This window comes from Candidatus Paceibacterota bacterium, from assembly GCA_035530615.1.
Taxonomy (GTDB): domain Bacteria; phylum Actinomycetota; class Actinomycetes; order Nanopelagicales; family Nanopelagicaceae; genus QYPT01.
In genome coordinates this window covers 408,477-435,221 of the sequence record DATKUL010000002.1, presented here as the reverse complement: position 1 = coordinate 435,221, position 26,745 = coordinate 408,477, and the positions used below count along the sequence as shown (strand labels likewise).

The window sequence follows — 26,745 nt, the reverse complement described above, 5'->3', positions numbered from 1 at the left end:
AAGAACTAAATAGGGCTCAAAAAGGAGAAAAGAACGATTAATTAACTCTTTTCACAGAGTCCGCGTCGATTCCGCTCTCTTTTCGCTGCGCAGGAGTAATTGGCGTAGGTGCTCCGGTAAGTGGGTCACCACCGCTTGCGGTTTTCGGAAAAGCGATTACCTCACGGATTGAGTCCGAATTCGTCAGCAAGGCGCAGACGCGATCCAGACCCAGAGCAATTCCACCATGCGGTGGCGGGCCATAGTTGAATGCCTCAAGAAGGAATCCAAATTTGCTGTTGGCCTCTTCATCGCTGAGTCCGATTACTTGAAAGACCTTCTTCTGCATCTCGCGGTCGTGAATACGAATGGATCCGCCGCCCAGTTCTGTTCCATTCAGAACAATGTCATAGGCATAGGCCAACGCCTGGCCCGGATTTTCCAGAAAAGATTGGGCAAATTCCGGCTTCGGTCCGGTAAAAGGATGGTGCACCGCTGTCCAACCACCATTATCGGTCCGCTCAAACATAGGCGCATCCAAGACCCAGAGAAACTCCCACTTTCCCTCAGGTATCAGGTCGCAACGTTTTCCGATTTCCAAACGGACCGCACCTAGTAAATTCTGCGAGGATGATTTTTCCCCTGCTGCGAAAAATATTGCATCTCCAGGGTTTGCACCGGCAGATTGCGCAACGCCGGCCAACTCTTCTTCAGATAAATTCTTTGCGACTGGTCCCCCCAGAGTTCCATCTTCATTTACCAATATGTAAGCAAGACCCTTTGCACCACGAGTCTTTGCCCACTCTTGCCAAGCATCCAGCTCTCGACGCGGCGAACTCGCTCCCCCAGGCATGACAACCGCACCCACATACGGCGCTTGAAAGACGCGGAATTGCGTTGCAGCAAAGAAGGATGTGAGTTCGCGAATCTGCTGCCCAAAGCGAAGATCTGGCTTGTCCGAACCATAGTCTTTCATCGCATCTGCATAAGTCATTCGGCGAATTGGAAGTGGAATCTCGAAATCAATTACCTCTTTCCAGACTTTGACAAGCAACTTCTCCGCGACTTCGAGAATGTCCTCTTGGTCGATGAAGGACATCTCAATATCAAGCTGCGTGAATTCTGGCTGGCGGTCTGCTCGGAAATCTTCGTCACGGAAACAGCGCGCGATCTGATAATACTTCTCCATTCCCGCAACCATGAGCAACTGCTTAAACAATTGCGGCGATTGAGGCAACGCATACCAATTGCCTGGTTGGAGTCGAACCGGTACTAAAAAGTCACGTGCGCCCTCGGGAGTTGAGCGGGTGAGGTAGGGAGTCTCGATATCCAGGAACCCCTGATCGTCCATCACTCTACGAATAGAAGATGTGACCTTGGATCGAAGGCGAATGTTTCGAGCGGGATTCTCGCGTCGCAAATCCAGATAGCGATATCGCAGACGTACCTCTTCATTAATTTCCGATTCGTCCCCACTGTCAATGGGGAAAGGGAGAGGTGCTGATTCGCTCAAAATCGTAACGCTATCCCCCATGACTTCAATCTCACCGGTAGGGATCCCCGAATTTTCATTTCCCATGGGACGTTCAAGGACTTCGCCCACAATCTTTAGACACCATTCTGCACGAAGGGCACCGGCGATCGCCTCATCACGGATGACGACTTGGACAGTGCCAGTGGCATCTCTTAAATCAATGAAGGCCACTCCCCCGTGATCACGACGGCGCGCAACCCAACCCGCCAAATGGACGGTCTTACCTACATCGTCCTTACGGAGAGTCCCTGCGCCATGACTTCTGATCATTTATTGCTCCACATATCCTGGGAAATTCCCATCTGTTTTACCAAGTCAATATCTCGGTCGTAATAGTCGTAACCAAGGAAGAAAGGCTAACTGATGTCGTTGCACCCGTGCGCATCTCTTTTAGTTCGACCATGCCGGAGGCAAGTTCAGAATCACCCAAAATAAGCACATAGCCCGCGCCGTTTTTATCAGCATTCTTCATGGCAGATTTGAGCGACCGATCTCCAAAGGAGATTTCTACGGTGAGGTCGTACGTACGAAGTTCATCGGAGAGAGAAAGCGCAACTGACTTCGCAGGGGTTCCGAGAGGAATGATGAAGAGATCGGTGACAAATGCTGCTTTCTCTACGACCCCTTCTGCTTCAGCGGCAAGTAATGCTCGATCTATACCAAGTCCAAATCCGATTCCAGAAACAGGTTGTCCACCGAGTTGCTCCATAAGTCCGTCGTACCGGCCTCCCCCTCCTATTCCAGATTGAGCGCCGAGGAGATCGTGAACGAATTCGAAGGTTGTACCGGTGTAGTAATCGAGCCCACGTACCATTCGTGGATTGACGGTGAACTCAATGCCCATGTCGCGCAGAAAGCCCTTGACTTGCTCGAAATGAGATCGCGACTCGTCCGAGAGGTAGTCGAGAAGCAGCGGCGCCGTCGCCATGAGGTCGCGAACATCCTCGCGTTTATCGTCAAAGAGGCGAAGTGGATTCAATTCTGCGCGAGCCTTGGTCGGTGCGTCCAACTCAAGGCCATCTATGAAAGCCAGCAGATCCACCCGATGTAAAGCCCGAGTCGTGCTATCGCCCAGAGAGGTGATCTCAAGTCGAAATTGCGTCAGGCCGAGTGCCCGGTATCCCGCGTGTGCGATGGCAATTACTTCCGCATCAAGGGCAGGATCTTCAGTACCAACCGCTTCAATTCCTACTTGATAAAACTGTCGGTATCGACCAGCTTGGGGCCTTTCCGCACGGAAGAACGGGCCACTATAGAAAATTTTGGCAGGCAAAGTCCCTCTATCAAGCCCATGCTCGATAATCGAGCGGAGTGCCCCAACTGTTCCTTCTGGTCGTAAGGTGATTGATCTTCCACCGCGGTCTTCAAAGGTGTACATCTCCTTGCTTACAACATCGGTCGATGCGCCCACTCCACGAGTGAAGAGTTCGGTATCTTCAAAAACGGGTAACTCAAGAAGTTGGTATCCGGCGCGTTTAATCGGCGTCAGAAGTGTCTCCCTTACCCACGCAAAGGAACGCGATCTCGGCGGATAATATTCACTGACTCCTTTGGGAGCTTGGTATTTCATCATCCACGTCCTAAATTCTTGAGGTATGGATTGGTTCGTCTCTCGAACCCAATAGTCGTTTCAGGCCCATGCCCAGGTAAGACCCGAATCGCGTCATCAAGCGGAAGAATCTTCTTCCGCAGCGTGTTCTCCATATCGGTAGAGGATCCGGTTGGTTGGTCGGTCCGCCCAATGGAGCCCGCAAAGAGCACGTCGCCTGAGACGAGAATTTCATCATTAAATGAGTAAAGCAAGGATCCGCGTGTGTGACCTGGGGCGTGGATGGCCTTAATCTTCATATCTAGAAACTCCATCTCTTCACCATTTCGCAATTCTCTTACATCCGATGGCTCGTGAAAGACGCTTGCCTCCAGAGTCGTAGCGAATTCTCGGCTCAAGGCACGTTCTGGATGCTCCAGCAGAATTCGGTCTTCGCTGTGAATGTACGCCGGAATGTTGTACCCCGCGCAAACGGGCACTACTGAAAATGTGTGATCCAGATGCCCATGAGTGACAAATAAGGCCACAGGTTTCAATTGGTACTGATCACAGATTTGAGCCACCTCGTGGGAGACATCTGGCATCCCGGGATCAATGATGATGCACTCGTGGCCCGGCCCTGGCGCGATGATCCAGCAATTGGTCGCAAACATCGGGGCAACAAAGGAGGCCACGAGCACAGAGAGACCCCATTTCCGCCAAGTAGAGATACAGGGTACCTTTTACCCCGTACCAGACCCCAATCCTTCACGGCCCAGCCCCCTGCTCGGCCAACGCACTCTGATAGCGACGGTCGCACCACCAAGGCCTACCGCGCTGAAAGGAAGATGACATGTCCGAGAGCAGTACACCGCTAGTACCCACAGCAGCACCAGCATCGCCCGCATCCGCACTTATAGGAGATCCAGCGCAGTTCGGTCGAGTTGGCGAAGATGGCACGGTATATGTCAAAACCCCAGAAGGCGAAAAAGCAGTCGGATCTTATCCAGGCAAGACTCCCGAAGAGGCACTTGCTTACTTCGTGCGAAAATTTGAGGCACTTGCATCAGAAGTTGCCCTGCTTGCCGCCCGGGTTGTCAGCGGTGCGATGGTTCCATCAGATGCCGTCTCGGCCGTCAATCGGCTACGCACTCAAGTTAATGAGCTAAACGGAGTGGGCGATCTCGTTGCCCTCTCCCTCTCCCTTGAGCAAATACCGCTGCTTATCGAGGGAAGCCGCGAAGCATACGAAGCCAAAAAAACATCTGAGGCGCAAGCAAAGGCCGCGCATCGCGCGCAAGTGATGGCGGCAAAAGAGATCCTCGTCATTGAGGCTGAATCACTTGCCCTTTCTGAAAGTTGGAAGGCAACTGGCGATCGCTTGAAGACCCTCTTGGATGAATGGAAAGCTGCTCCCCGCCTAGACAAGAAGACCGATGCAGAACTGTGGAAACGATTTTCGGCTTCACGCAATAAATTTGATAAGCGGCGCCGTACCCACTTTGCCGCCCTTGATGCCGAACAGGCGAAGGTCGCCAATGCAAAGATCGAGCTTGTCAACGAGGCTGAGCAACTCGCCACTTCAACCCAGTGGGTACCAACCGCGCGGCGATTCAAAGCATTAATGGATCTCTGGAAGGCCACCGGCCGAGGCAAGAAAGGAGAGGACGCCAAACTTTGGAGTCGGTTTAAAGCTGCACAAGATCAATTCTTTGCTGCTAAAAATGCCGACCTTGAAAAACGCGATCTTCTCATGACTTCCAATTTGGCAAAGCGCGAAGCACTCATAGGAGAAATAGAAGCGCTCCTTCCTATCTCGAACCCGGAAACTGCAATGAGATCTTTCCGTGAACTTTCTCGTCAATGGGAGCGCATCGGCATGACCCAACGCGATAAGAAGGCCGCTTTTGAGGCACGTTTTGCCGCAGTGGAGGTCGAGATTAAAACCGCCGAAGATGTTCGCTGGCGCAAAGTGGATCCTGTCGCAAAAGCACGTGCTACCGAAGTCGTTAAGCAACTTTCGGACGCCGTTGAAAACTACGAAAAGCAATCAGAAAAAGCGCTAGCAGCCGGTAATACCAAGAAAGCTACTGAAGCCAAGGAAGCTGCGGCTGCCCGTCGTCTCTGGCTTGCCGAAGCTGAAAAAAGTCTAGCTGAGTTCAACTAGTTATTAGTGGTTCGGTAGACATCGTAAACGCCTTCTATTTGGCGAACCGCCGATAACACTGCGTCCAAATGCGTTGCATCTGCCATTTCAAACGTAAAGCGTGAAATGGCGGTACGGTCCTTGCTGGTACTCACCGCCGCGCTCAGAATATTTACGTGTTGATCCGCCAGAGTCCGAGTCACATCCGAAAGTAAGCGGGAGCGATCTAGCGCCTCAACCTGAATATTGACCAAGAAAATACTGCCGGCACCCGAGAGCCAAGAAACCTCCACCATTCTGTCTCCCTGGTGAAGCTTCAAATCCGCGGCGTTAGTGCAGTCGGTTCGATGGACAGAAACGCCACTGCCTCGCGTAATGAAGCCGGTGATTTCGTCACCTGGAACAGGAGTACAGCAACGCGCCAACTTCACTAAGACATCGTCAATTCCGGAAACTTCGATCGCATTGCTGGTTCGCCGCGAAATGTTTGTTCCAACCGTTGTCGTATCCACGGATGCTTCGGGGTGTGAGTCCTCCACTCCTAAAGTGGTAACCAATTTCTCAACAACCGAAGCCGCTGATACGTGACCGTCCCCCACTGCCGCATACAACGCCGATATATCTGGATACTTCAATTCATGGGCCAGTTCAAGAAGAGAATGCCCGGCAAATATCTTCTGCAGAGGGAGGCCCGCCTTCCTCATCTGTCGTGCGATTGATTCGCGTCCGGCATCGATTGCTTCCTCGCGGCGCTCTTTGCTAAACCATGATTTTATCTTCGATCGAGCGCGTGGACTCTTGACGAAATTAAGCCAATCACGGCTTGGACTCGCGTTATCGCTCTTATTCGTGAGGACATCAACAACATCTCCATTTAATAATGGAGACTCCAATGGAACAAGTCGTCCATTTACCTTCGCCCCTACGCATCGATTACCGACTTCTGTATGGACTGCATAAGCAAAGTCGACGGGTGTCGAACCTCCAGGAAGTGCAATTACATTTCCTTTCGGGGTAAATACAAAGACTTCCGGCGTTCCCAGATCAAAACGGAGAGCCTCTAGGAATTCGCTAGGGTCTTCTGTCTCTTTCTGCCAATCATGGAGTTGGCGCAACCAGAGCATTTCGGGTGATTTCTGCCCTTCGACCCCGTCCTTGTACTTCCAGTGCGCAGCAATACCGAATTCAGCTCTGGCATGCATGTCATATGTTCGAATCTGTATTTCGATCGCCTTTCCCGAAGGGCCGATCACAGTAGTATGAAGTGATTGGTAAAGATTGAACTTTGGCATTGCGATGTAATCTTTAAATCGACCAGGAATCGGACTCCACCTAGCGTGAATTGCCCCCAAAACTGCATAGCAATCGCGAACGTCTTCTACAAGCACTCGAATTCCAACTAGGTCGTAAATATCATTGAAATCGCGTCCTCGCACCACCATCTTTTGATAGACACTATAAAAGTGTTTCTGTCGACCCGTGACGGTTGCATCTATGCCATCGCGCTTCAAATCAGCCTGAACGAGGTGGATGACATCAGTGCTTAATGCCTCCCTTGAGGGAGAACGTTCCGCCACTAATCGAGCAATCTCCTCAAACTTTTTGGGCTCTAAAACCTCGAAGGAGAGATCCTCCAGTTCCCACTTGATGGCGTTCATGCCAAGGCGATGAGCTAAAGGGGCATAAATATCCAGCGTCTCACGTGCCTTTCTCTCCGCACTTTCGGCTGAAACATATTTCCACGTTCGGGCGTTATGTAGTCGATCGGCTAACTTAATGACAAGCACCCGGATATCTCGCGACATTGCCACAACCATTTTGCGAACAGTCTCCGCTTGTGCGGTTGGCCCATAGATCAGTTTGTCGAGTTTGGTAACGCCATCAACTAAATCGGCGATCTCATCGCCAAAATCAGATTTGAGTTCCTTCAAGGAGTACTTGGTATCTTCGATCGTATCGTGCAAAAGTGCGGCGATAATCGTTTCAGAATTAAGTCCAAGGTCAGCCAGGATTTGAGCCACGGCCACCGGATGAGTGATGTATTTATCGCCACTCATCCGCATCTGCCCCGCATGTGCAATTTCGGCTACAGAAAAAGCCCGCTCTACCTCATCCGTTGTACCTTTTGGATGATGTTCGCGCAGCGATTCAATGACCGGTGCAATGAGTGTGTCCACCTCGCACAGCCTACTTGAGACTTACGGGTGCAGCATTTGAAGTATTAGCGACGGCCCTTTTTCTTGGGTTGATTCCTCGGTCCACGCTTCTGGTTCTTTCCGGCCGCTCTAACCGCAAGTACGGAATCTGCATTCTGGAGCGTCGCCACTGGAGCCGCATTTCGTGCCGCAACGCGTTTGGCAAGCGCCTGCATCGCAGGTTCTTGTTCGCGAAGTACTGCCAGAATCGGGGTCGCAATGAAGATCGAAGAATAGGTACCGGTCGCAAGACCGATGAAGAGTGCCAACGAGAGATCCTTCAATGTCCCGGCACCAAGTAGTCCTGCTCCTACAAAGAGAATTGATGCCACGGGCAGTAACGCGATGACTGACGTATTTATCGACCGAACGAGTGTCTGGTTGACCGCCAAGTTTGCCGCCTGAGAGTAAGTCATGCGGGAGGTACTCGTGATTGTTCGAGTGTTCTCTCTTACCTTGTCGAAAACGACCACAGTGTCATATAGGGAATATCCAAGGATGGTAAGGAATCCGATGACAGTCGCGGGTGTTACATCAAAGCCCACCAGTGCATAAATACCCACCGTGATAAACAGATCGTGAATAACCGCAATGATTGCGGCAATCGCCATTTTTGGCTCAAATGCCATTGCCAGGTAGAGAAGCACGACCACTAAGAATCCAATCAGACCGTACAAGGCCTTCTTGCTGATTTCTTTACCCCAAGACGGTCCAACTGTTTGCGTATCAATCGAATCCACCGAGACGCCAAATTTGGCCGCCAACGCGTCCTGAACACTATTCGACATCTCGTTGCTCAATGCATTGGTTTGGATGCGAACTTTGTTGGTTCCGATCTTCTGGACGATTATTTCTCCAGGAATCTTGACTGCCTCTAGTGCGCTTCGTGCATCGACAACTGAAATGTCAGATTTTGTCACTGTGAAAGCCGAGCCGCCCTTAAATTCAATCCCCAAATGCAAACCTTGCAGGGAGAGAGCCAATGCGGAAGCAATGATCAATACGCCCGAAAAGGCATACCAACGGCGACGTTTACCAATGAAATCTATCGAGGTGTCACCTCTGTATAGACGGCCACCCAAGCCAGCGAACTTTGTCACGCTTATGCCTCCTTGGAAGTTGATGTGAGAACGCCCAAGCTCTGCGGCGAGAACCCCGAAAGGGGGTGACCTGAACTATAGAAATGCAGTCGAGCGAGAATGGTTACCAGCGGTTTGGTAAAGATGAAGACAACGAATAGGTCGATCAACGTTGTCAGTCCAAGTGTGAAGGCGAAACCACGCACACCGCCAACCGCAAAGATATATAGAAGCGCTGCCGCAATAATGGAAACAAAATCAGCGACAATGATGGTGCGCCGCGCCCGGTGCCAGCCAGTCTCAACAGCCGAACGAAGACTTCGACCCTCTCGAACTTCGTCACGTATACGTTCGAAATAGACGATAAAAGAGTCGGCGGTAATACCAATGGCCACAATCACTCCGGCAATACCAGCCAGAGTCAGAGTGAATCCGATCCACTCACCCAAGAGCAAAATGAGAAGATAGGCAATTACTCCTGCCACGAAGAGCGAGCCGACGGAAACAACGCCGAGCCCTCGGTAATAAAGGAGGGAGTACAAGAGAACAAGAAAGAGCCCGATAAACCCGGCAAGAAGTCCCCCATGCAATTGATCTGCACCAAGAGTTGGAGAAACCTGTTGGACTTCACCACGGTCAAATGCCAATGGCAGCGCGCCATATTTCAATACGTTGGCCAAATCTGTGGCCTCAGCCTGGGTAAAGCTTCCCGTAATTTCCGCGCTACCTGCAGTAATTGCCTCGTTGATTCGAGGCGCGGATACAACAAGTCCATCAAGGACGATCGCGACTTCATTCTGCGGCGGCGCCAAAGTTGTGACACGCGTAGTAAGGGCTGCAAATTTCTTGGTGCCATCGTTGGTGAAGTTAAGGATTACATACCAGCCGCTACCAGTGCTCTGATTGAGCGCGGCAGATGCCTTAGAAATATCTAAGCCCAGCACTTCGGCGGGGGCAAGAATGTATTTGCCAGTGCCTTTCTGGTCGCAAGCGATAATCGCGTCCTTCGGATTATCCGTACCGGATCCCTGCAGATTCGAGGCCTGGGTGCAATCAAGAGCCGCAAACTTTGCATTCAATTCTGTGCTCACACCAGTCGGAGGTGTCGCCGTGCTCCCTGTCGTTGGCGTTGCCCCAGGCGCACCTGAAACAAGCACCTGACGGAATCTAAGTTCGGCGGTTTGGCCGACGAGTTCAACGACGCGTCGCCCCGCAGCACCTGGCACAGAAATAACAATCTGACGATTTGCGCCACTGCCCTGCGCGGTGACTTCGCTCTCGGCAACGCCCAGTGAGTTCACGCGTTGGCGAATAATTGCGACCGCTTGATCAATCGCCGCACTGGTGACTTGCCCGGTGGAGCCAGGAGCGATGCGCGGCTGGAGCGTTACGCTCGTACCACCCCGCAGGTCGAGACCGAGTTTGACGGAGGTTGCACCCTGAATAAATACCGCGGCCAATAAGGCGACTAAGACGAGGAGCAGAATCGCAAGGGAGCGACCTGGTTTGGTGACGGTCTTAGCTGTTCGAGATTGCGAAGAAGTGGACATGGGTAGAGAGTCTAGGCATCAGAGGCTGGCGTGTCGAAAATAGAGGGCGAGGAGATGGGTGGTTCGTAGCCCACATGCCTCCAACCCAGGGCGGTCGCGACCCGACCCCGCGGCGTGCGTGCCATAAAACCGTTCCGGACAAGGAATGGTTCGGCCACCGATTCGACAGTTTCGGTCTCCTCGCCGACCGCAATGGCTAGCGTGGAAAGGCCGACAGGTCCCCCATTAAATCTTTCGACCAGGGCAAGAAGTACCGCACGATCGAGCCGATCCAATCCGAGTTCGTCCACTTCATACATTTCCAGGGCTGCTCGAGCGTCTTCCTGACCCAACTGGTTGGCTCCTCGAACTTGCGCATAATCGCGCACGCGCCGTAAGAGACGATTGGCGATACGTGGTGTGCCTCTGGATCGTCTGGCAATTTCATCAACGGCTAGCGGGTGAATGGAGAGCGAGAGGAGGGCGGCGCTACGGAGAAGAACTTGAGCTATTTCACTTTCCTCGTAAAAGTCTAGGTGGGCGGTGAACCCAAAACGATCTCGCAGCGGGCTGGGTAAGAGACCTGCGCGAGTTGTCGCTCCGACTAGAGTGAAATGTGGGAGTTGGAGAGGAATAGCGGTGGCCCCTGGTCCTTTACCCACCACAACATCGACCCGAAAATCCTCCATCGCAAGATAGAGAAGTTCTTCAGCCGGACGCGGTAGCCGATGGATCTCATCGAGAAAGAGGATTTCCCCTTCCATGAGAGAGGAGAGAATCGAGGCCAAGTCCCCTGCGTGAGTGATGGCGGGCCCGCTCGTGATGCGAATGGGTGTCTCCATTTCGCTAGCCAGAATCAGCGCGAGTGTCGTCTTGCCCAACCCCGGCGGCCCGGAGAGAAGAATGTGATCCGAAGGTGATTTTCGATGGCGGGCGGCGGTCAGCAGTACATCTATTTGCTGACGCACCCGTTCTTGTCCAATAAATTCAGAGAGCGATTTGGGTCTTAGGGCATTTTCCGCGGCAGACTCCTCGCGCCGAATCCCAGGGGCGACTATACGTTCACTCTCTAATTCTTCGCCCATGGTTTACGCACCTCTTTGAAGTGCGCGCTTGAGTAGTTCGCCGATATCGATCGAACTTGGGTCTTCATTCGCCGATTGGATAGTCACTAAAAGATGCGCAACGGCAGTATCGGACTCTTTGGCAGAGAAACCCAGCGAGGTGAGCGCACTCGTAAGTTGCTCACGCCAGGCCGGGACATGCCCGATAATCGGTCCGACTATGCGATGGGAAATTTTCCCCTTCAATTCCAGAATCAATCTCTGTGCGCCCTTATGACCAATGCCCGGTACTTGCTCAATTGCTTTCACATCTTCTCGCGCAATTGCCGAACCTAAATCCTCAGGTGTCATAACTCCAAGGATAGCTAGCGCAACCTTTGGGCCGATGCCAGAGACTGTTTGCACTAAATCAAAGAGCGCGCGCGAGGAGTCATCCAAGAATCCGTAGAGAGTCAGAGAGTCTTCACGTACCACCAAAGAAGTAAAGAATTGTGCGTCATTGCCGACACTTAAACGTGCGCTGGTCGCCACGGTAATGTTGACTAAAAGGCCAACGCCGCCTACTTCCACGATTGCTCGATCGGTCTGCAGAGACCGTATTCTTCCAAAAAGCGTGGAGATCATGGCGTTCTAAGCGCTTTCAATCTCATTTGTTCTTCCGCCAGTGCCTGTGCGATTCGATCATTGCCACGCCCGCGCCACAAATGACAAATAGCTAGAGCTAGAGCATCAGTACTATCTACTGGTTTAGGAATAGCGTCCAATCGCAACAATCGCTTGACCATCTCAGCCACTTGACCCTTAGTGGCGCGTCCAGTTCCAGTGACCGCGGCCTTCACTTCTGTGGGTGTGTGCAATGCCACGCGAATATTTGATTTCGCCGCAACAAGCAGGGCAATACCGGATGCTTGCCCGGTTCCCATCACCGTTCGAACATTGAGTTGCGAGAAAACCCGTTCGACCGCGATTACATCAGGACGAAACTCATTGACCCAATGCTGAAGTTGCTCTTCTAACTGCATCAACCTCTGTTCAAGCGGAAGTTCCGACGAAGTCTGAATCAAACCGACCTTGACCAATGAGATCGGAGCACCGACCTCACCATCGATCACACCTACGCCGCAGCGCGTCAGACCCGGGTCAACGCCTAGAACGCGCACTAGATCTCTCCCCGTAATCTCACAAAGCTAGCCTAGATTGCGGCGCTGCCTTATTAATCCAGGCTCGCCATTACTTCGTCGGAGATATCGAAATTGCCATACACATTCTGAACGTCATCGAGTTCTTCAATGGCATCAATGAGTTTAAAGACCTTACCCGCTTGCTCGGCATCCAAAGGAATAGACATGGAGGGCAAGAAAGAAGTCTCAGCCGACTCGTAATCCATCCCCGCGTGCTGGATGGCAGTACGGACAGCAACCAAGTCTGTAGGTTCGCTGACAATCTCAAATGACTCACCTAAGTCATTCACTTCTTGTGCCCCCGCATCTAAGACGGCTTCCAAAATCTTATCCTCGGATACTCCAGTAACTTTATTGACGATCACTACGCCCTTGCGACTAAAAAGATATGAGACAGACCCAGGATCTCCCATCGTTCCACCGTTACGTGTCACACCGACTCGAACTTCGGAGGCAGCGCGGTTGCGATTGTCAGTGAGACACTCGATTAAAATTGCCACACCCCCAGGACCGTACCCCTCATACATGATCGTCTGCCAGTCTGCCGCCCCGGCTTCGAGCCCAGCCCCGCGCTTGATGGCGCGATCAATATTGTCAGCCGGCATGGAATTCTTCTTTGCCTTCTGGACCGCGTCATAGAGCGTCGGGTTGCCCGCCATATCGGCACCGCCAGCTCGCGCCGCGACTTCAATGGCCTTGATGAATTTGGTGAACGATTTCGCACGGCGAGAATCAATAATGGCCTTCTTATGCTTGGTCGTCGCCCATTTGGAATGGCCGGACATATAACACCCCATAAACGCTTAGGAAATTAGAAAATTGATTGGGCAGACTTTATCGGATTCTGCTACTCGCTCCACACACCTCTTCCAGGAAATAGCGATGAATGCGGTAGTCGTTGGTCAATTCAGGATGAAATGACGTTGCCAGTACTGCGCCTTGCCGGACCGCCACCGGGTGCTCAGTTCCATGAACATTCACCGATGCCAGCACTTCCACATTAGGCCCAACCTGCTCTACCCAAGGAGCCCGGATAAAGATTGCCCTGAGTTCCCCATCAATGCCCCGGAAATTCAGGTCCGATTCAAAGGAATCTACTTGCCGACCGAACGCGTTGCGACGAAGGGTGATATCGAGCCCGCCGAATGTCTTTTGATTCTCCGTTGCATCCAGCACTCGATCTGCTAGAAGAATCATGCCAGCGCACGATCCATAAACCGGAAGGCCCTCCGCTATGCGCTTCTGAATCGGTTCGAAGAGATGAAAGGTTTGCGCGAGCAACGCAATAGTCGTCGATTCGCCCCCCGGAATGACCAAGGCGTCGATTGATTCAAGCTCAGAAAGCCGCCGCACTGTAATCGGATTGGCGCCGACTTCCTGCAGGGAAACAAAGTGTTCTCGAACATCACCTTGCAGCGCGAGTACTCCAACTTTCATAATTGCATCTGAATGTCGAATTACCATCCACGATCTGCGAGGCGATGAGGGACGGGAATATCGGCGACATTTATTCCGACCATTGCATCTCCCAGGCCGCGAGATGCATCTGCAACTACTTTTGCATCCTCAAAGAAAGTCGTGGCCTTAACGCAAGCAACCGCGCGATTAGCAGGATCGCCGGATTTGAAAATTCCCGAACCAATAAAGACCCCGTCCGCACCCAATTGCATCATCAAAGCGGCGTCAGCCGGGGTAGCGATGCCACCTGCAGAGAACATAACAACCGGAAGTTTTCCAGACTGGGCTACTTCCTTCACTAACTCAAAAGGTGCTTGCAATTCTTTGGCTGCTACATAAAGTTCGTCTTCGCGCATAGTTGAAAGTCGTCGGATTTCTGCCCATATCTTGCGCATGTGAGTGACCGCATTTGAAACATCACCCGTTCCAGCTTCGCCCTTGGAGCGGATCATGGCTGCACCTTCATTGATACGACGAAGGGCTTCGCCCAAATTTGTTGCGCCACAAACGAAAGGAACAGTGAAGTCCCACTTGTTAATGTGATTTTCGTAATCTGCTGGGGTGAGAACTTCAGACTCGTCAATGTAATCAACGCCGAGACTCTGCAGAATTTGTGCTTCAGCAAAGTGACCAATTCGCGCCTTCGCCATAACCGGAATGGATACCGCCGCTTTGATTTTCTCGATCATGTCTGGATCGGACATGCGAGCAACTCCACCCTGCGCGCGAATGTCTGCAGGTACGCGCTCCAACGCCATAACAGCGACTGCGCCCGCATCCTCAGCGATCTTCGCCTGGGTTGCATCCACCACGTCCATGATGACGCCGCCCTTGAGCATTTCCGCCATCCCGCGCTTGACTCGTCCCGTACCCACTGCCTCAGACATGAACACTCCCTAAGATCTTTGAAGACCTAATCCTACTTTGTTGGAGTGGGACTTGCAGACGTTGCCGAAGTGCCCGCAGGCGTAGGCAAGGCGAAAACGGGCACAGTATTAGTGAGAGCTACCCAGATCTGTCCGGGGGCAAAAGGTAATGGCGAGCCGTCTATTTGGGTCCACGTGGTCCCCGACGTCGCACTTGGCCTGCTCCATTTGGCTGGATAAGAAGTCCCATCACGCAAGATGAAACCATCTCCTTGACCAACCGTGGCCGAGAATGGAGTGACTCCACCGAATTTATCGTGATAGATGGAAGGCGTTATGGAAACCATCTGGATTGCAAGGGTTGTGGGACCCAACTGTTTTCCATCGGCAGCGAGATCTGGCTTTCCGTTTTGATAAAAAAGCCAACGCGATTGTGTCGCAGACCAGGTAGCGGTGTATGAATTTGCCGGCCATGTCAACTTCACGGAAATAATCGGATTGCCACCCAGTGGCGCAGCCAGGGAAAAATTCCAGCCCATATTCTTCGAAACATCGATTGGAACAGATTCCGCTTTGAGTCTGGCCATGAGTAGATCCGCTTGGAGAATCAAATTGACCGGTGCATACCGAGTCTCATCTCGGACGTAAATTGTTGGCGATTCGCGTTGCGCACCCAAATCTTGCAAATTTGCCGCGTGAATCACAGGGAGCAATTTTGATTGTGCTCCGCTGTAAGCAAAGGCAACATGCCCGTACTGAGCGAGTATGTCGATATCGGAAATTCGCGCACTTCGTACCGGGCCAATTTGATTAGGAATTATGGATGAAAAAACCGCAGCGAGTCGAGTGAGTCCGCCTTCAACCTGTTCGATGTAAACCACGTCGGCTTCATCTAACCCAATTTGGGGATGCGCTTGGGCAGTGTCGTCAATCTTCACAACCAATACTGGACCATCGGTGCCAACTCTTCCGCTGAGCGAGTTATACGTGATAACGGTTTTCGTAGGGGTCGGAACATCTGCTGCATCCGATGACTTCCTAACAGATTGACAACCAGAAAGCAGAACGAGGGCGGTAAGGGTCACGACACCAAGTACCGAAAGTTTCTTATATTGCATCATCTTCAAATTCATACGTGACAGGAAACGGAGCTCGTCCCGCTAGGCGAAATATTTTAAATATCAATTTCTGACGAACCACCCTCGTGCTATTTACTGAATCGACGTGTAGTGCAATGGCCACCCGTATTTTGGCAGATAAATCTGAAAGTTCGCTTAGAAGCGACTTTTCGGCTGGCCCCGCGTCGGACTCTAGATCCATTTGAAGCAGGCGCAGTGCACCGGACAATCCACTTTCAGCCTGTGAACGCAGGGCAACGGAAGCATCTCTAGCTTGATAGGCGGCAGCGGTCAGTAGGAGGGAAGAGGCGGGGTCAGCGAACTTGCTTCTGGCTAATTCGAGGGCGATTGCGGCACGCCTTTGCAGCAATCCGTCCAAATTGGCCCAACTTGTCTCAACGCGATGGTGGAGACGGTCAAGTCGAGTAGCCGAGAAGCTGAGGTACCAAAGAAAGACGAAAACGACGAGAAGGATTACCAATATATTTTTCATTGAACTCCTTCGTCGCGGTTGAGCAATCTACTCCAACTGCGCGTTTCAGAAGCCAAATGAACCCCATCACGTCCCACCATCGCCATCTCATAGACTGAGAAAATCTGTTTAGCAACAGTGTCCCAATCAAACCGCTTGGCATTCTGCTGGCCCGCAGCAGCGAGTTGTTCCCGTTTTTCATCATCGTGCAGCAACTCGACAATGGCATTCGCCAAGGCACTCGAATCTTCGGATGGAAAAATCGATCCGAATTTGCCTTCACCTAACATGGAATTAAAGGCCGGTATGTCGCTAGCTACCACGCAAGTACCTGCAGCCATTGCTTCGGCCAAAATAATTCCGAAAGACTCTCCCCCGGTATTTGGTGCTACATAAATCGACACTGAACTCAGAAAATCTATTTTATCTTCCTCGCTCAGCCGCCCGAGAAATGTAATTCGATTTCTCAATTGCGGAGCGACTTTCTTGATGAATTCGTCGCTATCGCCTGGACCTGCGACTAGAACCCTGACATCTGGGATAAATCGTGTAATGATCGGGAGAGCATCCAAGAGCACTGAAAGGCCCTTGCGTGGCTCTTCGAACCGCCCGATAAAGCCCAGTGTATTGCCTGACCACTTTGCTTGCGAAGCGCCGGCTGCGAAGCGGTCACCATAAATTCCATTGGGAATGACGATCGCATCGGTTTCAAGATGAGCAGTCAGGGTCAGCCGGGCGACTTCACTTACCGCAATGCGCGCAGAGAGTTTTTCGATCACCGGTTCGAGAATTGGGCCAATTGCGAAAATCGCCTTCTGTTTCTTTGAGGCCGCGTGGAATGTCCCGACCATCGGACCTTCCGCCGCCCAACAGGCAAGAAGTGAGAGCGAAGGGATGGCAGGCTCATGAAGATGCAAGAGGTCAAAATTTCCTTGCGAGATCCATTGTCGTACTCTGGCGAAGGCAATAGGTCCAAAAAGGACTCGGGCAACCGCGCCGTTATAAGGAATTGCGATTGGTTTACCGGCGCTCACCACATAGGGAGGCAATGCATCTTCCGTGGCAGCAGGTGTGAGGACCGAAACCGTATGCCCATGAGAAATGAGATATTCGGCTAAATCTCGGATATGCGCCTGCACACCACCGGGTGCGTCCCATCCGTAGGGACAGACGATGCCGATCCGGAGTGGTTTGAGATTAGACATCTTCCCGTTCCTTAAAATCGCCATCAACCCAGATTCGTTGCAGCATATGCCAGTCCTGCGGAGATTCGCCTATCCCATCAGCAAAATTGTCTGCGCAGCGCTGGACAATTTCCTGGACTCGTTCCTGCTTCGTACCGGGGAAATCCGTAAGGATTGAGCGAAAATCAATATGAATTCCCTGTGGAGTGTATGAAACATAGGCGGTAACCAATGGTGCTTTCGTATTTATCGCGAGCACGGCGGGCCCTGCCGGCATACGAGCCTTTCCGCCAAAGAAATCTACGGTGACTCCCGTTTTCGAAAGATCCCGATCTGCAACAAGTGCGACTAGACCACCCTCACGAAGACGCTGCGCCAAAGTTGCAATAGAGCGCGAATCTAACGACAACACTTCCATTCCTATTGCTTCTCTATAAGCCAAGAACTTTCGAAAGAGTATTTCAGGTTTCAAACGTTCGGCGACAGTTACTATTTTTACACCCTTACTGCAGAAGTAAGCTCCGGCATGATCCCAATTTCCTGCATGTGGGAGCGCGACTATCACTCCCGTCCCGGCAGCGATGGCTTGCGTAAGTAGTTCTTCGTTCTCAACTTCAACGGTGCTCATCACGCGCTCGTTACTCCAATCAGGGAAACGGAAGGTGTCGCACCAATAACGCAAATAAGAGTTCATCGAATCAGCTAACAGCGACTCCAACTGTGACTCGGAATACTCAGGCTTCACATGAGCCAGGTTTGAACGAAGTCGCCGAACACTCTTTCCATCTCGTTTAATCAATACTTTTCCAAGAGAATAAAAACAGCCGTAAGCCCATTTTTCTGGAAGCCATCTCACAATCCTCCAGGCCAGCAAGTACAACGCTGCAACCAAGGCGTCGAGCAACTTCTTCATTCGGATCTCACGGCGTTGCGGACAATCAGGATTCTTTGAACAACCGTGACCGCCCCAAGAATTGCAAGCAGCCACATGCCAACGGCAAGCACATACTGAACGTTTAGCCCGTGAAATCCAATGGAGAGAATTGCAATGGCCAATCGCTCGGTCCGCTCCGCGAGTCCCCCACTGCATTTAATATCCATTGATTCGGCTTTTGCACGTATATATGGAACCAATATTCCGGTGACTAAAGCAACGAGAACGACAGGTATCAAAGGATCTTGGCTTTTATTCAATCCCAGCAGAAGGGCGACAATAATTGACGAGTCTGTTATTCGGTCGATTGTCGAATCTAAGAAACCACCCCACCGGCTGGAACCTTGCTTGGAAATACGAGCCATCGTCCCGTCAAAGAGATCACTCAGCACAAAGACCGAGACGAACAGAGAACCGATGGCGAAGCGGGAATCAGCGTAGAAATAGAAGGCCGAAACGACCACCCCGATCGCACCCACAACCGTGACCCCGTTGGGCGTGAAACCGATCCGGAGCAGGCCTTTGGCCAAAGGAGTGATAACCCGAGTCACGGCCGGCTTCAATATGTCGCTAATCATCGGCCCCATCGTAGGCTGACCTCGTGCCTACACCTAGCTTGACCCCGAACCCCACGCAGCCTGGGGCCTTGTCCATCCACGTATTTGGCCACCCAAGTGCCCATCCTGAGGCGATAGCCGATCTCTTTGGAGGGACCGTACATCAAGACGCCGACGAGAACTGCGACGTGGCGATCTTCGTTATTGACCCTGCCCTGGGAATCGATGGCACGACAATCCAGAATTGGGAAGCCCTCAATGACTCAATGCCCCCACGAATGGTCATAGTCACGGGGATCGAAAATCAAGAAGCCGACTTTGATGATGCGGTTCTCCTCGCCAACAGAGTTTTCGATCTGACCGTGACCCCCTACCTCGTCCTTCATGATGACCAAGGCCTGCCTTGTGCATTGATCTCTCTGTCAGATTTGAAGATACATGACTATTCGACCACCCCTCCCTCAATTACAGAGAGCGATCCCGAGCACAAGACTTTGGTTTCAGAATTTCAAAGTGAGTACCTCGCAGCTATCGATGTCATGGGCGAGGACGGATTTGCTGCAGGATTATTGTTCCCCGCTATCCCTATCTGGTTGGATCGTGGTATCGGTGTCGATATCGTAAAAAGTTATCTCGACCGATTGTAATCGACCTCATCGCTCACCATCATGTAATCCGCGCTATCGAGCCAGTGACAAAATGGTTTGTTGTCGCCCAACGATAGACGTTGCTGCTTAATCGGATTCGAAACATCACGGGAAGGTGATCTCCTCCAAGCGGCAACTTCCCCAGTCGCACTCATCTCCGACCCGTCGACAAATTTGAGTGCCGGTTTGAGATCGGTATCAGCACTAAACAAAATCCCAATGTCATACTCATTACGTACTGCCATTGTGACAAAGTCAATGGCAAGCGAAACATCAATGCCCTTTTCTGTTGGTTTCTCGCCTTCCCTATGAGAGTTTGGCCAACCGTTGGGATAACGCAGAGGATGAACGACAACGCTCACGCGGGAGTCCTCTTGCCAATGGGCAATTTGTTTTCGGGCAGCAGCATAACCAAGCTTGTCCCGTGAATTACTCGGCAAGCCTCTATAGACACGAACGCCTAAAAGTTCTCGATCAAAAGGACTTCTTTCAACGAGAAGTAAACCAAGTTTGATTGGACTTATTTGTCCGCGCCAATGTGGGTCAACTCCGTGCGAAAAAAAGGCGTCGCGCGCCCGTCTGTATATATTCTGATAATCCAGAAAGAGAACGACCTTGTCGCCCACTCATACCCCTGAAAAGAATAAACCCCACCAGTGCAGGTAACCCTGGACGGTGGGGAGGAGTGCATTGAATATGCCATATCGCACTCGCGAATTCAAGTCCATCCTCTTCGTTCCTTTTTCCTTCTGACCGCTTGTGGTGCATAAAGTCACAAACCTCTCAAAATTTTATGGAAAACCTATGACACGACGTTCTAATCTGAATACCCGCACTCAAAGTGACCGAAATGTCGATCCTAGGAACTCTGAGTTAACTACCAGGCCGCGGCGAGGTCCGCTCTTGTTTGAGAGAGCAGTTGTGGCAAAACTTTGACGCCAGCGATGATTGGCATGAAATTGGCATCGCCACCCCAACGCGGCACGACGTGTTGGTGAATATGCGCTGCAACACCGGCACCAGAGACTTCACCCTGATTCATTCCAATATTGAAACCAGCCGCATTGGAAACTTTCCGCAGCGTGCTCATCGAATGAGCGGTGAGCGAGGAAATCTCATTTCGCTCCTCCTCCGTCAAATCCGTCAAGTCCGAAACGTGCCTATATGCACAAACAAGAAGATGACCGGCGTTGTACGGATATAAATTCATTACGACATAAGCGGTCTTGCCACGAGCGACTACCAGTCCTTCTTCGTCGCTCAACGTCGGAATTCGGCAGAAAGGGCAAGGGACATCGTTTGTATCCAGAGGACGGTTCTCTCCACGCAAATACTCCAAGCGGTGCGGCGCCCATAAGCGCTGCCACGCATCTGGCATTCCCGCCCCACCGAAACTTTCCTCCACGTCAGACCTGTCGACGCTCTCGAATCGCAGATTCGATTTCCGCGATTGCCTCTGCAATAGGAATTCCGTTTCGCTGTTCTCCGTCTCGATACCGGAATGAAACTGCGCCCGCTTGCTGATCCTCTTCGCCAGCGATGATCATGTAAGGAATCTTCTGAAGTTGCGCATTACGCACTTTCTTCTGCATCCGATCATCAGAGGCATCGATTTCGGCCCGGATCCCGCGCTTCTTCAATTGCGCGACTAAATCTCTTAGATACGGCTCATATGCGACGGCTACGGGAATGGCAACAGCCTGCACCGGTGCAAGCCATGGTGGGAACGCACCTGCGTAGTGCTCGGTAAGTACCCCAAAGAAGCGCTCGATCGAGCCAAAGAGTGCACGGTGGATCATGACCGGACGCTGACGAGAACCATCGGTTGCTACATATTCGAGATCAAAGCGTTGTGGCAATTGGAAATCTACTTGAATGGTAGATAGCTGCCAGGTACGCCCAATAGCATCTTTTGCTTGCACTGAAATTTTTGGGCCATAAAAGGCTGCACCACCCTCATCAAGAACTAATTCAAGATTTTGACGTTGCCCCGCTGCGCGCAGCGCTTCGGTTGCAGCTGCCCATTCAGAATCCTCTCCCAGGGATTTTTCGCTGCTACGGGTGGAAAGTTCTAGGTAAAAGTCCGACAACCCGTAATCACGCAATAAATTGAGCACGAAAGTCAGCAAACTATCGAGTTCGCCCAACATCTGTTCGGGAGTGCAATAAATATGCGCGTCGTCTTGCGTAAATCCCCGCGCTCTCGTGATGCCTTGCAGGACTCCGGACTTCTCATACCGATAAACGGTGCCGAATTCGAAAAGGCGCAATGGAAGTTCGCGGTATGAACGCTGACGAGAGGCGAAGATCAAATTGTGGAATGGGCAGTTCATGGGCTTCATGTAGTACTGCTGCCCCGCACGCTTGACAGTGCCGTCTGCATGCAATTCTTCGTCCATAATTATTGGCGGGTACATGCCATCAGCGAACCACTGCAAGTGCCCGGATTTTTCAAAAAGCGCTGCCTTGGTTATATGCGGCGAATAAACAAATTCATAATCTTCTTCTTCATGACGTCGACGTGAGTAATCCTCCATCGCGCGACGGACAATGCCACCTTTGGGATGAAAGACTGCTAGGCCCGATCCAATCTCTTCCGGAAATGAGAAGAGATCTAACTCTGCGCCAAGGCGGCGATGATCGCGCTTCTCTGCCTCGATCAAAAACTCCAAATAAGTATTCAAGTCCTCTTGAGTTGCCCACGCGGTGCCATAAATTCTTTGCAGCATCGGATTCTTCTCCGAGCCACGCCAATATGCACCCGAACTTCTCATCAATTTGAATGCAGGAATCAATTTCGTGGACGGTAGATGAGGTCCTCGGCAGAGATCACTCCATACAGGAGATCCATCGCGCCCCAAATTGTCGTAAATCGTGAGTTCGGCGCCGCCGACCTCAACGCTTGACTCGTCTTTAGCATCAGATTTCAATCCGACGAGCTCACACTTAAATGGCTCATTGGCAAGTTCGAGGAGAGCTTCCTTCTCGGTTGTGACTCTGCGCCGAAACCTCTGACCTTCTTTGATGATCTTCCGCATAGCCGATTCAAGTTGTTGAAGATCCTCTGGAGTAAATGGATTCTCCGGATCAAAGTCGTAATAGAAGCCATCAGTGATTGGCGGACCGATACCCAAACAAGTGCCAGGGAAGACTTGCTGCACTGCTTGCGCGAGCACGTGTGCAGTCGAATGACGCAGAACCTTAAGCCCCTCAGAAGAGGAAATCGAGACACTCTCAACAATGTCACCAGGTTGGAGGTCAGTCCAAAGATCACTGAGTTCGCCGTTGATGCGGCAGACGACCACATCCTTCTGTTCAGCAAAAATGTGGGTGGGTCGCTGATCATCTGAAATAGATGTGCTCTGACCGTTTACGATGATTTCAATCTGCGACATGGGGTGAGTCTACCTAAAGGTGGGCTATGCAGGTGTCGAACCTGCTACCTCTCGCGTGTGAAGCGAGCGCTCTACCGATGAGCTAATAACCCCGTCATGGATCAATATCTTGCGCCATTCGATTTACCAATTCTTGCCTCAACTTCGTATCGATCTCAAGGGCTCGCCCTTCAAGAAGTGAAACGGGTTGCGCCACTTTCAAACTGGAGATCAAGTAGATCGATTCAGCATTCGCTAGATCCGCTTGTGTCACAACTCTGTCTTTGATGTCAAACCATTGAAGTGCCAGTTCCCTAGTAATTCCGGGCAAACATCCCGAAGCCAGACTCGGGGTCACCCAGCGATCATCGATTTTGAGAAGAAGATTCGAAGTGGCGCTCTCGGAGACCACCCCGCTGAGATTGAATCGAACCCCCTCGTCAAAGCCTTCATCGTGAGCCAGTTTCAAACATTCGATGTTTTCCGTGAAAGGCAGGGTCTTTAAACCTGCGGTTGGAGAATTCTCGTTGATGGGGCGATCCAGAATAGTTAGTCTGGCTGGACGAGTCCACGGATGGTACGTCTCGTGTACCAAATCAAATTCTCCGGACTTATGAAACCTAATTCGAAGTCTTCCAAATTCCAACGATTGGGGAGTTTTGGAAAGTACCACGGCAACCGCTTGGCGAATCTCAGTATCAGGTTGAATTCTCATCCCCAAGATTGCAGCGCTTCGCGTTGCCCGGGCAAGGTGGCGAGTCAAAGCAAAGGGGACTCCACCCATAGTCTTGAGACTTTCAAAAATTCCCTCGCCGCCTGGAAATTGCGCCGTCACAGGATTTCACCGTTCGCGATCGCGATGAGTCGCCTGGCTTTCAACTCGGTTTCCTCCCATTCGGCATCCGGGTCACTCCCCCAGGTAATACCGGCGCCAGTCCCAAATCTCAATATTCCATCGTTCTCGTTCCAGAAGATTCGAATAGCAAGAGAGAACAACGCTTGCTGCCCTTCCACCCACCCAAGAGCTCCGCAATACGGGCCACGGCTCAACCCCTCGAGCTTCTTGATTGTGGAGACCGCAGATGATTTCGGAGCACCACTAACGGAGCCTGGGGGCAGCAACCCTGCAGAGATTTCTTGCCAGGTGATCTCATCACGTAAAGATCCCTCAACATATGACACCAAATGACTTAGCCCTGGATGGGGCTGGGTTTCGAGAAGTCTAGGAACGTTTATAGATCCTGTCCTACAAATTCGGCCAAGATCGTTGCGTATCAAATCAACGATCATGATGTTTTCTGCAGTGTCTTTACTCCCAAATGGAATCTCATCGGACCCGGGCAGTTTGGTGCCTTTTATGGGCGCGGATGTGACTAACCGACCATCCCTTTTCAAAAAGAGTTCAGGCGAAGCCGAAGCAATTTCAATATTTGATAGCCGAAGAAAGCTAGCAAATGGCGCCGGATTCTTTCTTAAAATTTCATGCATTAATGGAAGCAATGATTGATCCGACATCGAGGCGCTCACCTGTCGACAAGCATTGACTTGGTACACCCACCCCTGTGCGATCTGGTTTTGAATCTCTTTCACATAATCCACATAATCTTTTTCGGAGAGGGAACTCGTCCAAGAACTGGTAGTCGGTTGCCATTGCCGATCTACCGCCGGAAGAGGAGCATCCTCAGCGTGCGCGAATCGCGCACACGTCCACTCGCCTTCAAAAGTCGAAAAGGCTGCCCAGAAGCCAGGTGTATCCAGGCAAGCCGGGTCGTGACTGATCTCCTCCAACCCGCGAGCCAAACGACCACCCATCCAGAAAAAGGGCTCGTCCTTCGTTAATCCTTCGAATTCCACTCCGTAACCGTACGGCGATAATGCCAAGTTTGCCTCGCTTTGGCGCATAGCGCTGCCCTGCGATAGATTTCGCCCAGCACAAACGAGCGATCGTGCGTGTGTGCGGACGTAGCGCAGTTGGTAGCGCACCACCTTGCCAAGGTGGATGTCGCGGGTTCGAGTCCCGTCGTCCGCTCTAATAGTCGGCGTTCATTATTTTTAAATATTGACGCCGATTTTTTTACGGTGGAGTGGCCGAGAGGCGAGGCTCAGGACTGCAAATCCTGCTACACGGGTTCAAATCCCGTCTCCACCTCCACAATGAACGCCCCGCAGAATTAGATGGAAGGGTTAAGTGGACGCAATGACGCAAGATGAATCAGTACGACCGTGGGGCCATTATGAAGTCCTGCAAGACACTCCCACCTACAAGGTGAAGTGCATCTGGGTCTCCCCTGGGAAAAGGCTTTCCTACCAACGCCACGAGAAACGTGCCGAACATTGGTACATCGTGCAGGGCGAAACTGAAGTTACTCTCAACGGGGAAATCTCTCACCACGTTGCTGGAGACTCCGTCTTCGTGAAGATCGGCGACCTCCACCGCATCAGCAATGTCTCCGATCGAGACGTGATTTTTATTGAAATTCAGACTGGAACTTATTTTGGCGAGGATGACATTGAACGTATCGAGGATGACTTCGGGCGCTAATCACCCTCGTTAGCAGTGAGGTATGCTTTCGCAAGTCTCACGGACCGTTGGCTCAGCGGTAGAGCGCTTCGTTGACATCGAAGAGGTCACTGGTTCGATCCCAGTACGGTCCACCACAAGAAACGCCCCTGACCTGCGATTATGCGGTCAGGGGTTTCTTCTTTTAAGCGCTTCGTGCCCCATACGTGCCCCAAGAGAATGGCTGAACAATCCCATCCTCCTGCAGCAATGGAATCGTAAAAGAGTGATTGCGATGATTCTTGAGTATTTGCTGTGGGTAGAGGACGATCGCGGCATGGAGAAATCATGAGCGAGGGATCGGTCACTCCGCCTCCCACACCAAAAAACTCAACTGGCAAGAATATCCTCATCGGCATTGCGACGGCCTTTGTCGTACTTGCCATCATCGGAGCACTTTTTCAAAAGAGTGATCCGGCAACTTCGATCGCAGAATTGCTTCAAACGACATCCGAAGGACGAGAGATCACCAACAATACCGATCCGATGACTGATAAATCTTTCCATCTGGTATCGGTCAATTTCACCAACAATTCAGGATTCGGTGGCGCGGATGCACGGATTACGAATATCTCAGATCGAGTAAAATCGGCGATATTCGGACTGACAATTTTTGCCCCAGACGGAATAAGTGTCGCTCAGAGTCTGATGGGGTCCGCAGAAGAAGTTCAACCAGGACAGACGGTCACGGTCCAATTTGTGGGTACAGGTGAGGTTCCGGCTAGTCAGTTCAGCTACGCCTTTCAAGTCTCGACCGAATTCTAGGCATAGGAGCAAGTCAATATGTCAGAAGTTGAACCAGTAATACCGGACTACCTTCAAACGTTGATAACTACCGTGCGCAACAATCATGAGTCCATGGGTGGTGAACAACGGGGGGCACTGGCAGAGATCCGAGTGCGTTCAATTCTCGCAACTGAACGGGCAAGTGACACCTACCTCTTGGCATCAGAGAAAATTAGCGAGGTCTATCGTGTGGCTGGTGAAGATCTCAAGAACGCGACACTCGGTCTAAAAAGGGCGACCTGGGTTCTTGCGGCCGCCACATTGATTTTGGGGTTGATCACCGCCTTTGTGAAATGATAGAAAACGCCCCAATGGTTTCCCTTCTTAAAAGATCGGCCTGGATCGAGTCTGACTATCGAGAAGATTTGGATCCAAGAGATCCCGACATATTTTTCTATACTAAAAAGACGACCTAAAGCTAGACTGTCGGCTCAATCCCAGCAGCAGCGATATCGTCGTTGCTGACATTGGCATTCAAATCAAATCAGGCTTCAAGTTCGCCAGCAAAAGAAGCAAAACCTTGATCTTGACGAGATTAGGATTGCGATTGAGAG

General features: G+C 51.5%; 27 protein-coding genes and 4 tRNA genes. 8 read left to right on the top strand and 23 right to left on the bottom strand.

The features are described from left to right. Nucleotides 1-37 precede the first annotated feature (37 nt). Genes aspS through VMW30_05165 form a run of 3 tightly spaced genes read right to left on the bottom strand, consistent with a single transcriptional unit; the run spans nucleotide 38 to nucleotide 3,742 of the window. On the bottom strand, nucleotides 38-1,783 hold the full coding sequence (gene aspS / locus VMW30_05175; GenBank protein ID HUW87750.1) for an aspartate--tRNA ligase: 1,746 nt from the start codon (nucleotides 1,781-1,783) through the stop codon (nucleotides 38-40). Between the two features lie 37 nt (nucleotides 1,784-1,820). After that, the gene (gene hisS, locus VMW30_05170; protein HUW87749.1) at nucleotides 1,821-3,086 is read right to left on the bottom strand and encodes a histidine--tRNA ligase; all 1,266 of its coding nucleotides are present in this window, start codon (nucleotides 3,084-3,086) and stop codon (nucleotides 1,821-1,823) included. Beyond that, nucleotides 3,083-3,742: an MBL fold metallo-hydrolase gene (locus VMW30_05165; protein HUW87748.1), complete on the bottom strand. Its 660-nt coding sequence runs from the start codon at nucleotides 3,740-3,742 to the stop codon at nucleotides 3,083-3,085. Before VMW30_05165 ends, hisS begins: the two co-directional genes overlap by 4 nt. 152 nt (nucleotides 3,743-3,894) lie before the next feature. Between VMW30_05165 and VMW30_05160 the strand changes: the two genes are divergently transcribed. Next, entirely contained in the window at nucleotides 3,895-5,208 is a 1,314-nt protein-coding gene (locus tag VMW30_05160; protein ID HUW87747.1) for a DUF349 domain-containing protein, read from the top strand. On the opposite strand, the gene VMW30_05155 is transcribed toward VMW30_05160, so the two are convergent. From VMW30_05155 to VMW30_05090, 14 genes are read right to left on the bottom strand one after another with little or no spacing between them, the layout of a single operon-like run. Continuing rightward, nucleotides 5,205-7,364, bottom strand: coding sequence for a bifunctional (p)ppGpp synthetase/guanosine-3',5'-bis(diphosphate) 3'-pyrophosphohydrolase (locus tag VMW30_05155; GenBank protein HUW87746.1), 2,160 nt, complete (start codon nucleotides 7,362-7,364; stop codon nucleotides 5,205-5,207). The two genes, VMW30_05160 and VMW30_05155, sit on opposite strands and share 4 nt — an antisense overlap. A 44-nt stretch (nucleotides 7,365-7,408) precedes the next feature. Then, on the bottom strand, nucleotides 7,409-8,482 hold the full coding sequence (gene secF / locus VMW30_05150) for a protein translocase subunit SecF (protein ID HUW87745.1): 1,074 nt from the start codon (nucleotides 8,480-8,482) through the stop codon (nucleotides 7,409-7,411). 2 nt (nucleotides 8,483-8,484) lie between these two features. Beyond that, nucleotides 8,485-10,011 (bottom strand): protein translocase subunit SecD, encoded by a 1,527-nt coding sequence (secD, locus tag VMW30_05145; GenBank protein ID HUW87744.1) that lies wholly within the window; start codon nucleotides 10,009-10,011, stop codon nucleotides 8,485-8,487. Nucleotides 10,012-10,022: 11 nt separating this feature from the next. Next, on the bottom strand, nucleotides 10,023-11,075 hold the full coding sequence (ruvB, locus tag VMW30_05140) for a Holliday junction branch migration DNA helicase RuvB (GenBank protein ID HUW87743.1): 1,053 nt from the start codon (nucleotides 11,073-11,075) through the stop codon (nucleotides 10,023-10,025). A 3-nt stretch (nucleotides 11,076-11,078) separates the two neighbouring features. Beyond that, nucleotides 11,079-11,678: a Holliday junction branch migration protein RuvA gene (gene ruvA, locus VMW30_05135; protein HUW87742.1), complete on the bottom strand. Its 600-nt coding sequence runs from the start codon at nucleotides 11,676-11,678 to the stop codon at nucleotides 11,079-11,081. Next, the gene (gene ruvC / locus VMW30_05130) at nucleotides 11,675-12,214 is read right to left on the bottom strand and encodes a crossover junction endodeoxyribonuclease RuvC (protein HUW87741.1); all 540 of its coding nucleotides are present in this window, start codon (nucleotides 12,212-12,214) and stop codon (nucleotides 11,675-11,677) included. The genes ruvA and ruvC overlap by 4 nt, the downstream gene beginning before the upstream one ends. Before the next feature lie 53 nt (nucleotides 12,215-12,267). Next, nucleotides 12,268-13,020 carry a YebC/PmpR family DNA-binding transcriptional regulator gene (locus VMW30_05125; protein ID HUW87740.1) on the bottom strand — a complete coding sequence of 251 codons (753 nt, stop codon included), beginning with the start codon at nucleotides 13,018-13,020 and terminating at the stop codon, nucleotides 12,268-12,270. Nucleotides 13,021-13,069: 49 nt separating this feature from the next. Continuing rightward, on the bottom strand, nucleotides 13,070-13,672 hold the full coding sequence (pdxT, locus tag VMW30_05120; GenBank protein ID HUW87739.1) for a pyridoxal 5'-phosphate synthase glutaminase subunit PdxT: 603 nt from the start codon (nucleotides 13,670-13,672) through the stop codon (nucleotides 13,070-13,072). A gap of 20 nt (nucleotides 13,673-13,692) precedes the next feature. Continuing rightward, nucleotides 13,693-14,580 carry a pyridoxal 5'-phosphate synthase lyase subunit PdxS gene (pdxS, locus tag VMW30_05115; GenBank protein HUW87738.1) on the bottom strand — a complete coding sequence of 296 codons (888 nt, stop codon included), beginning with the start codon at nucleotides 14,578-14,580 and terminating at the stop codon, nucleotides 13,693-13,695. Between the two features lie 32 nt (nucleotides 14,581-14,612). Continuing rightward, nucleotides 14,613-15,692: a DUF3048 domain-containing protein gene (locus VMW30_05110; GenBank protein HUW87737.1), complete on the bottom strand. Its 1,080-nt coding sequence runs from the start codon at nucleotides 15,690-15,692 to the stop codon at nucleotides 14,613-14,615. Continuing rightward, complete coding sequence (locus VMW30_05105; GenBank protein ID HUW87736.1) at nucleotides 15,667-16,170, bottom strand: hypothetical protein; 504 nt, start codon at nucleotides 16,168-16,170, stop codon at nucleotides 15,667-15,669. Before VMW30_05105 ends, VMW30_05110 begins: the two co-directional genes overlap by 26 nt. Then, nucleotides 16,167-17,354, bottom strand: coding sequence for a glycosyltransferase family 4 protein (locus VMW30_05100; protein HUW87735.1), 1,188 nt, complete (start codon nucleotides 17,352-17,354; stop codon nucleotides 16,167-16,169). The genes VMW30_05105 and VMW30_05100 overlap by 4 nt, the downstream gene beginning before the upstream one ends. Beyond that, nucleotides 17,347-18,246 (bottom strand): phosphatidylinositol mannoside acyltransferase, encoded by a 900-nt coding sequence (locus tag VMW30_05095; protein ID HUW87734.1) that lies wholly within the window; start codon nucleotides 18,244-18,246, stop codon nucleotides 17,347-17,349. Before VMW30_05095 ends, VMW30_05100 begins: the two co-directional genes overlap by 8 nt. Next, nucleotides 18,243-18,845, bottom strand: a complete 603-nt coding sequence (locus tag VMW30_05090) for a CDP-alcohol phosphatidyltransferase family protein (protein ID HUW87733.1) — start codon at nucleotides 18,843-18,845, stop codon at nucleotides 18,243-18,245. The genes VMW30_05095 and VMW30_05090 overlap by 4 nt, the downstream gene beginning before the upstream one ends. A 23-nt stretch (nucleotides 18,846-18,868) precedes the next feature. Here VMW30_05090 and VMW30_05085 point away from each other — a divergent pair, with 23 nt between their 5' ends. Beyond that, the gene (locus VMW30_05085) at nucleotides 18,869-19,471 is read left to right on the top strand and encodes a hypothetical protein (protein HUW87732.1); all 603 of its coding nucleotides are present in this window, start codon (nucleotides 18,869-18,871) and stop codon (nucleotides 19,469-19,471) included. On the opposite strand, the gene VMW30_05080 is transcribed toward VMW30_05085, so the two are convergent. The 6 genes from VMW30_05080 to VMW30_05055 form a co-directional block, all read right to left on the bottom strand. Continuing rightward, nucleotides 19,453-20,097: an NYN domain-containing protein gene (locus VMW30_05080; GenBank protein ID HUW87731.1), complete on the bottom strand. Its 645-nt coding sequence runs from the start codon at nucleotides 20,095-20,097 to the stop codon at nucleotides 19,453-19,455. The two genes, VMW30_05085 and VMW30_05080, sit on opposite strands and share 19 nt — an antisense overlap. Nucleotides 20,098-20,348: 251 nt before the next feature. Beyond that, entirely contained in the window at nucleotides 20,349-20,849 is a 501-nt protein-coding gene (locus tag VMW30_05075; GenBank protein ID HUW87730.1) for an HIT domain-containing protein, read from the bottom strand. Nucleotides 20,850-20,877: 28 nt separating this feature from the next. Further along, nucleotides 20,878-22,866, bottom strand: coding sequence for a threonine--tRNA ligase (gene thrS, locus VMW30_05070; protein ID HUW87729.1), 1,989 nt, complete (start codon nucleotides 22,864-22,866; stop codon nucleotides 20,878-20,880). Nucleotides 22,867-22,886: 20 nt separating this feature from the next. After that, nucleotides 22,887-22,958, bottom strand: a tRNA-Val gene (locus VMW30_05065). A gap of 2 nt (nucleotides 22,959-22,960) precedes the next feature. Then, entirely contained in the window at nucleotides 22,961-23,680 is a 720-nt protein-coding gene (locus VMW30_05060) for an aminotransferase class IV (protein HUW87728.1), read from the bottom strand. After that, on the bottom strand, nucleotides 23,677-24,747 hold the full coding sequence (locus VMW30_05055; protein HUW87727.1) for a chorismate-binding protein: 1,071 nt from the start codon (nucleotides 24,745-24,747) through the stop codon (nucleotides 23,677-23,679). The genes VMW30_05060 and VMW30_05055 overlap by 4 nt, the downstream gene beginning before the upstream one ends. A 54-nt stretch (nucleotides 24,748-24,801) precedes the next feature. On the opposite strand from VMW30_05055, the gene VMW30_05050 reads away from it, so the two are divergent. From VMW30_05050 to VMW30_05025, 6 genes are all read left to right on the top strand, one after another. Next, nucleotides 24,802-24,874 (top strand) — tRNA-Gly (locus VMW30_05050). 49 nt (nucleotides 24,875-24,923) lie between these two features. Further along, nucleotides 24,924-24,997, top strand: a tRNA-Cys gene (locus VMW30_05045). A 45-nt stretch (nucleotides 24,998-25,042) separates the two neighbouring features. Next, nucleotides 25,043-25,387 (top strand): phosphomannose isomerase type II C-terminal cupin domain, encoded by a 345-nt coding sequence (locus VMW30_05040; protein HUW87726.1) that lies wholly within the window; start codon nucleotides 25,043-25,045, stop codon nucleotides 25,385-25,387. A 41-nt stretch (nucleotides 25,388-25,428) separates the two neighbouring features. Then, nucleotides 25,429-25,503: transfer RNA gene (locus VMW30_05035), tRNA-Val, on the top strand. Nucleotides 25,504-25,693: 190 nt separating this feature from the next. Beyond that, nucleotides 25,694-26,170 (top strand): hypothetical protein, encoded by a 477-nt coding sequence (locus VMW30_05030; GenBank protein HUW87725.1) that lies wholly within the window; start codon nucleotides 25,694-25,696, stop codon nucleotides 26,168-26,170. Between the two features lie 18 nt (nucleotides 26,171-26,188). Further along, the gene (locus VMW30_05025) at nucleotides 26,189-26,488 is read left to right on the top strand and encodes a hypothetical protein (GenBank protein HUW87724.1); all 300 of its coding nucleotides are present in this window, start codon (nucleotides 26,189-26,191) and stop codon (nucleotides 26,486-26,488) included. Nucleotides 26,489-26,745: the final 257 nt, after the last annotated feature.

Bases quoted from the DNA above. Each gene is read 5' to 3' on its own strand.
- VMW30_05110 (HUW87737.1), bottom strand. From the start codon at position 15,692: ATGAATTTGAAGATGATGCAATATAAGAAACTTTCGGTACTTGGTGTC.
- VMW30_05055 (HUW87727.1), bottom strand. From the start codon at position 24,747: ATGCGCCAAAGCGAGGCAAACTTGGCATTATCGCCGTACGGTTACGGA.
- thrS (HUW87729.1), bottom strand. From the start codon at position 22,866: ATGTCGCAGATTGAAATCATCGTAAACGGTCAGAGCACATCTATTTCA.
- VMW30_05125 (HUW87740.1), bottom strand. From the start codon at position 13,020: ATGTCCGGCCATTCCAAATGGGCGACGACCAAGCATAAGAAGGCCATT.
- hisS (HUW87749.1), bottom strand. From the start codon at position 3,086: ATGATGAAATACCAAGCTCCCAAAGGAGTCAGTGAATATTATCCGCCG.
- VMW30_05160 (HUW87747.1), top strand. From the start codon at position 3,895: ATGTCCGAGAGCAGTACACCGCTAGTACCCACAGCAGCACCAGCATCG.
- VMW30_05040 (HUW87726.1), top strand. From the start codon at position 25,043: ATGACGCAAGATGAATCAGTACGACCGTGGGGCCATTATGAAGTCCTG.
- pdxS (HUW87738.1), bottom strand. From the start codon at position 14,580: ATGTCTGAGGCAGTGGGTACGGGACGAGTCAAGCGCGGGATGGCGGAA.
- VMW30_05030 (HUW87725.1), top strand. From the start codon at position 25,694: ATGAGCGAGGGATCGGTCACTCCGCCTCCCACACCAAAAAACTCAACT.
- ruvB (HUW87743.1), bottom strand. From the start codon at position 11,075: ATGGGCGAAGAATTAGAGAGTGAACGTATAGTCGCCCCTGGGATTCGG.
- VMW30_05100 (HUW87735.1), bottom strand. From the start codon at position 17,354: ATGTCTAATCTCAAACCACTCCGGATCGGCATCGTCTGTCCCTACGGA.
- VMW30_05090 (HUW87733.1), bottom strand. From the start codon at position 18,845: ATGATTAGCGACATATTGAAGCCGGCCGTGACTCGGGTTATCACTCCT.
- pdxT (HUW87739.1), bottom strand. From the start codon at position 13,672: ATGAAAGTTGGAGTACTCGCGCTGCAAGGTGATGTTCGAGAACACTTT.
- VMW30_05075 (HUW87730.1), bottom strand. From the start codon at position 20,849: ATGCCAGATGCGTGGCAGCGCTTATGGGCGCCGCACCGCTTGGAGTAT.
- secD (HUW87744.1), bottom strand. From the start codon at position 10,011: ATGTCCACTTCTTCGCAATCTCGAACAGCTAAGACCGTCACCAAACCA.
- VMW30_05105 (HUW87736.1), bottom strand. From the start codon at position 16,170: ATGAAAAATATATTGGTAATCCTTCTCGTCGTTTTCGTCTTTCTTTGG.
- aspS (HUW87750.1), bottom strand. From the start codon at position 1,783: ATGATCAGAAGTCATGGCGCAGGGACTCTCCGTAAGGACGATGTAGGT.
- ruvA (HUW87742.1), bottom strand. From the start codon at position 11,678: ATGATCTCCACGCTTTTTGGAAGAATACGGTCTCTGCAGACCGATCGA.
- VMW30_05025 (HUW87724.1), top strand. From the start codon at position 26,189: ATGTCAGAAGTTGAACCAGTAATACCGGACTACCTTCAAACGTTGATA.
- VMW30_05095 (HUW87734.1), bottom strand. From the start codon at position 18,246: ATGAAGAAGTTGCTCGACGCCTTGGTTGCAGCGTTGTACTTGCTGGCC.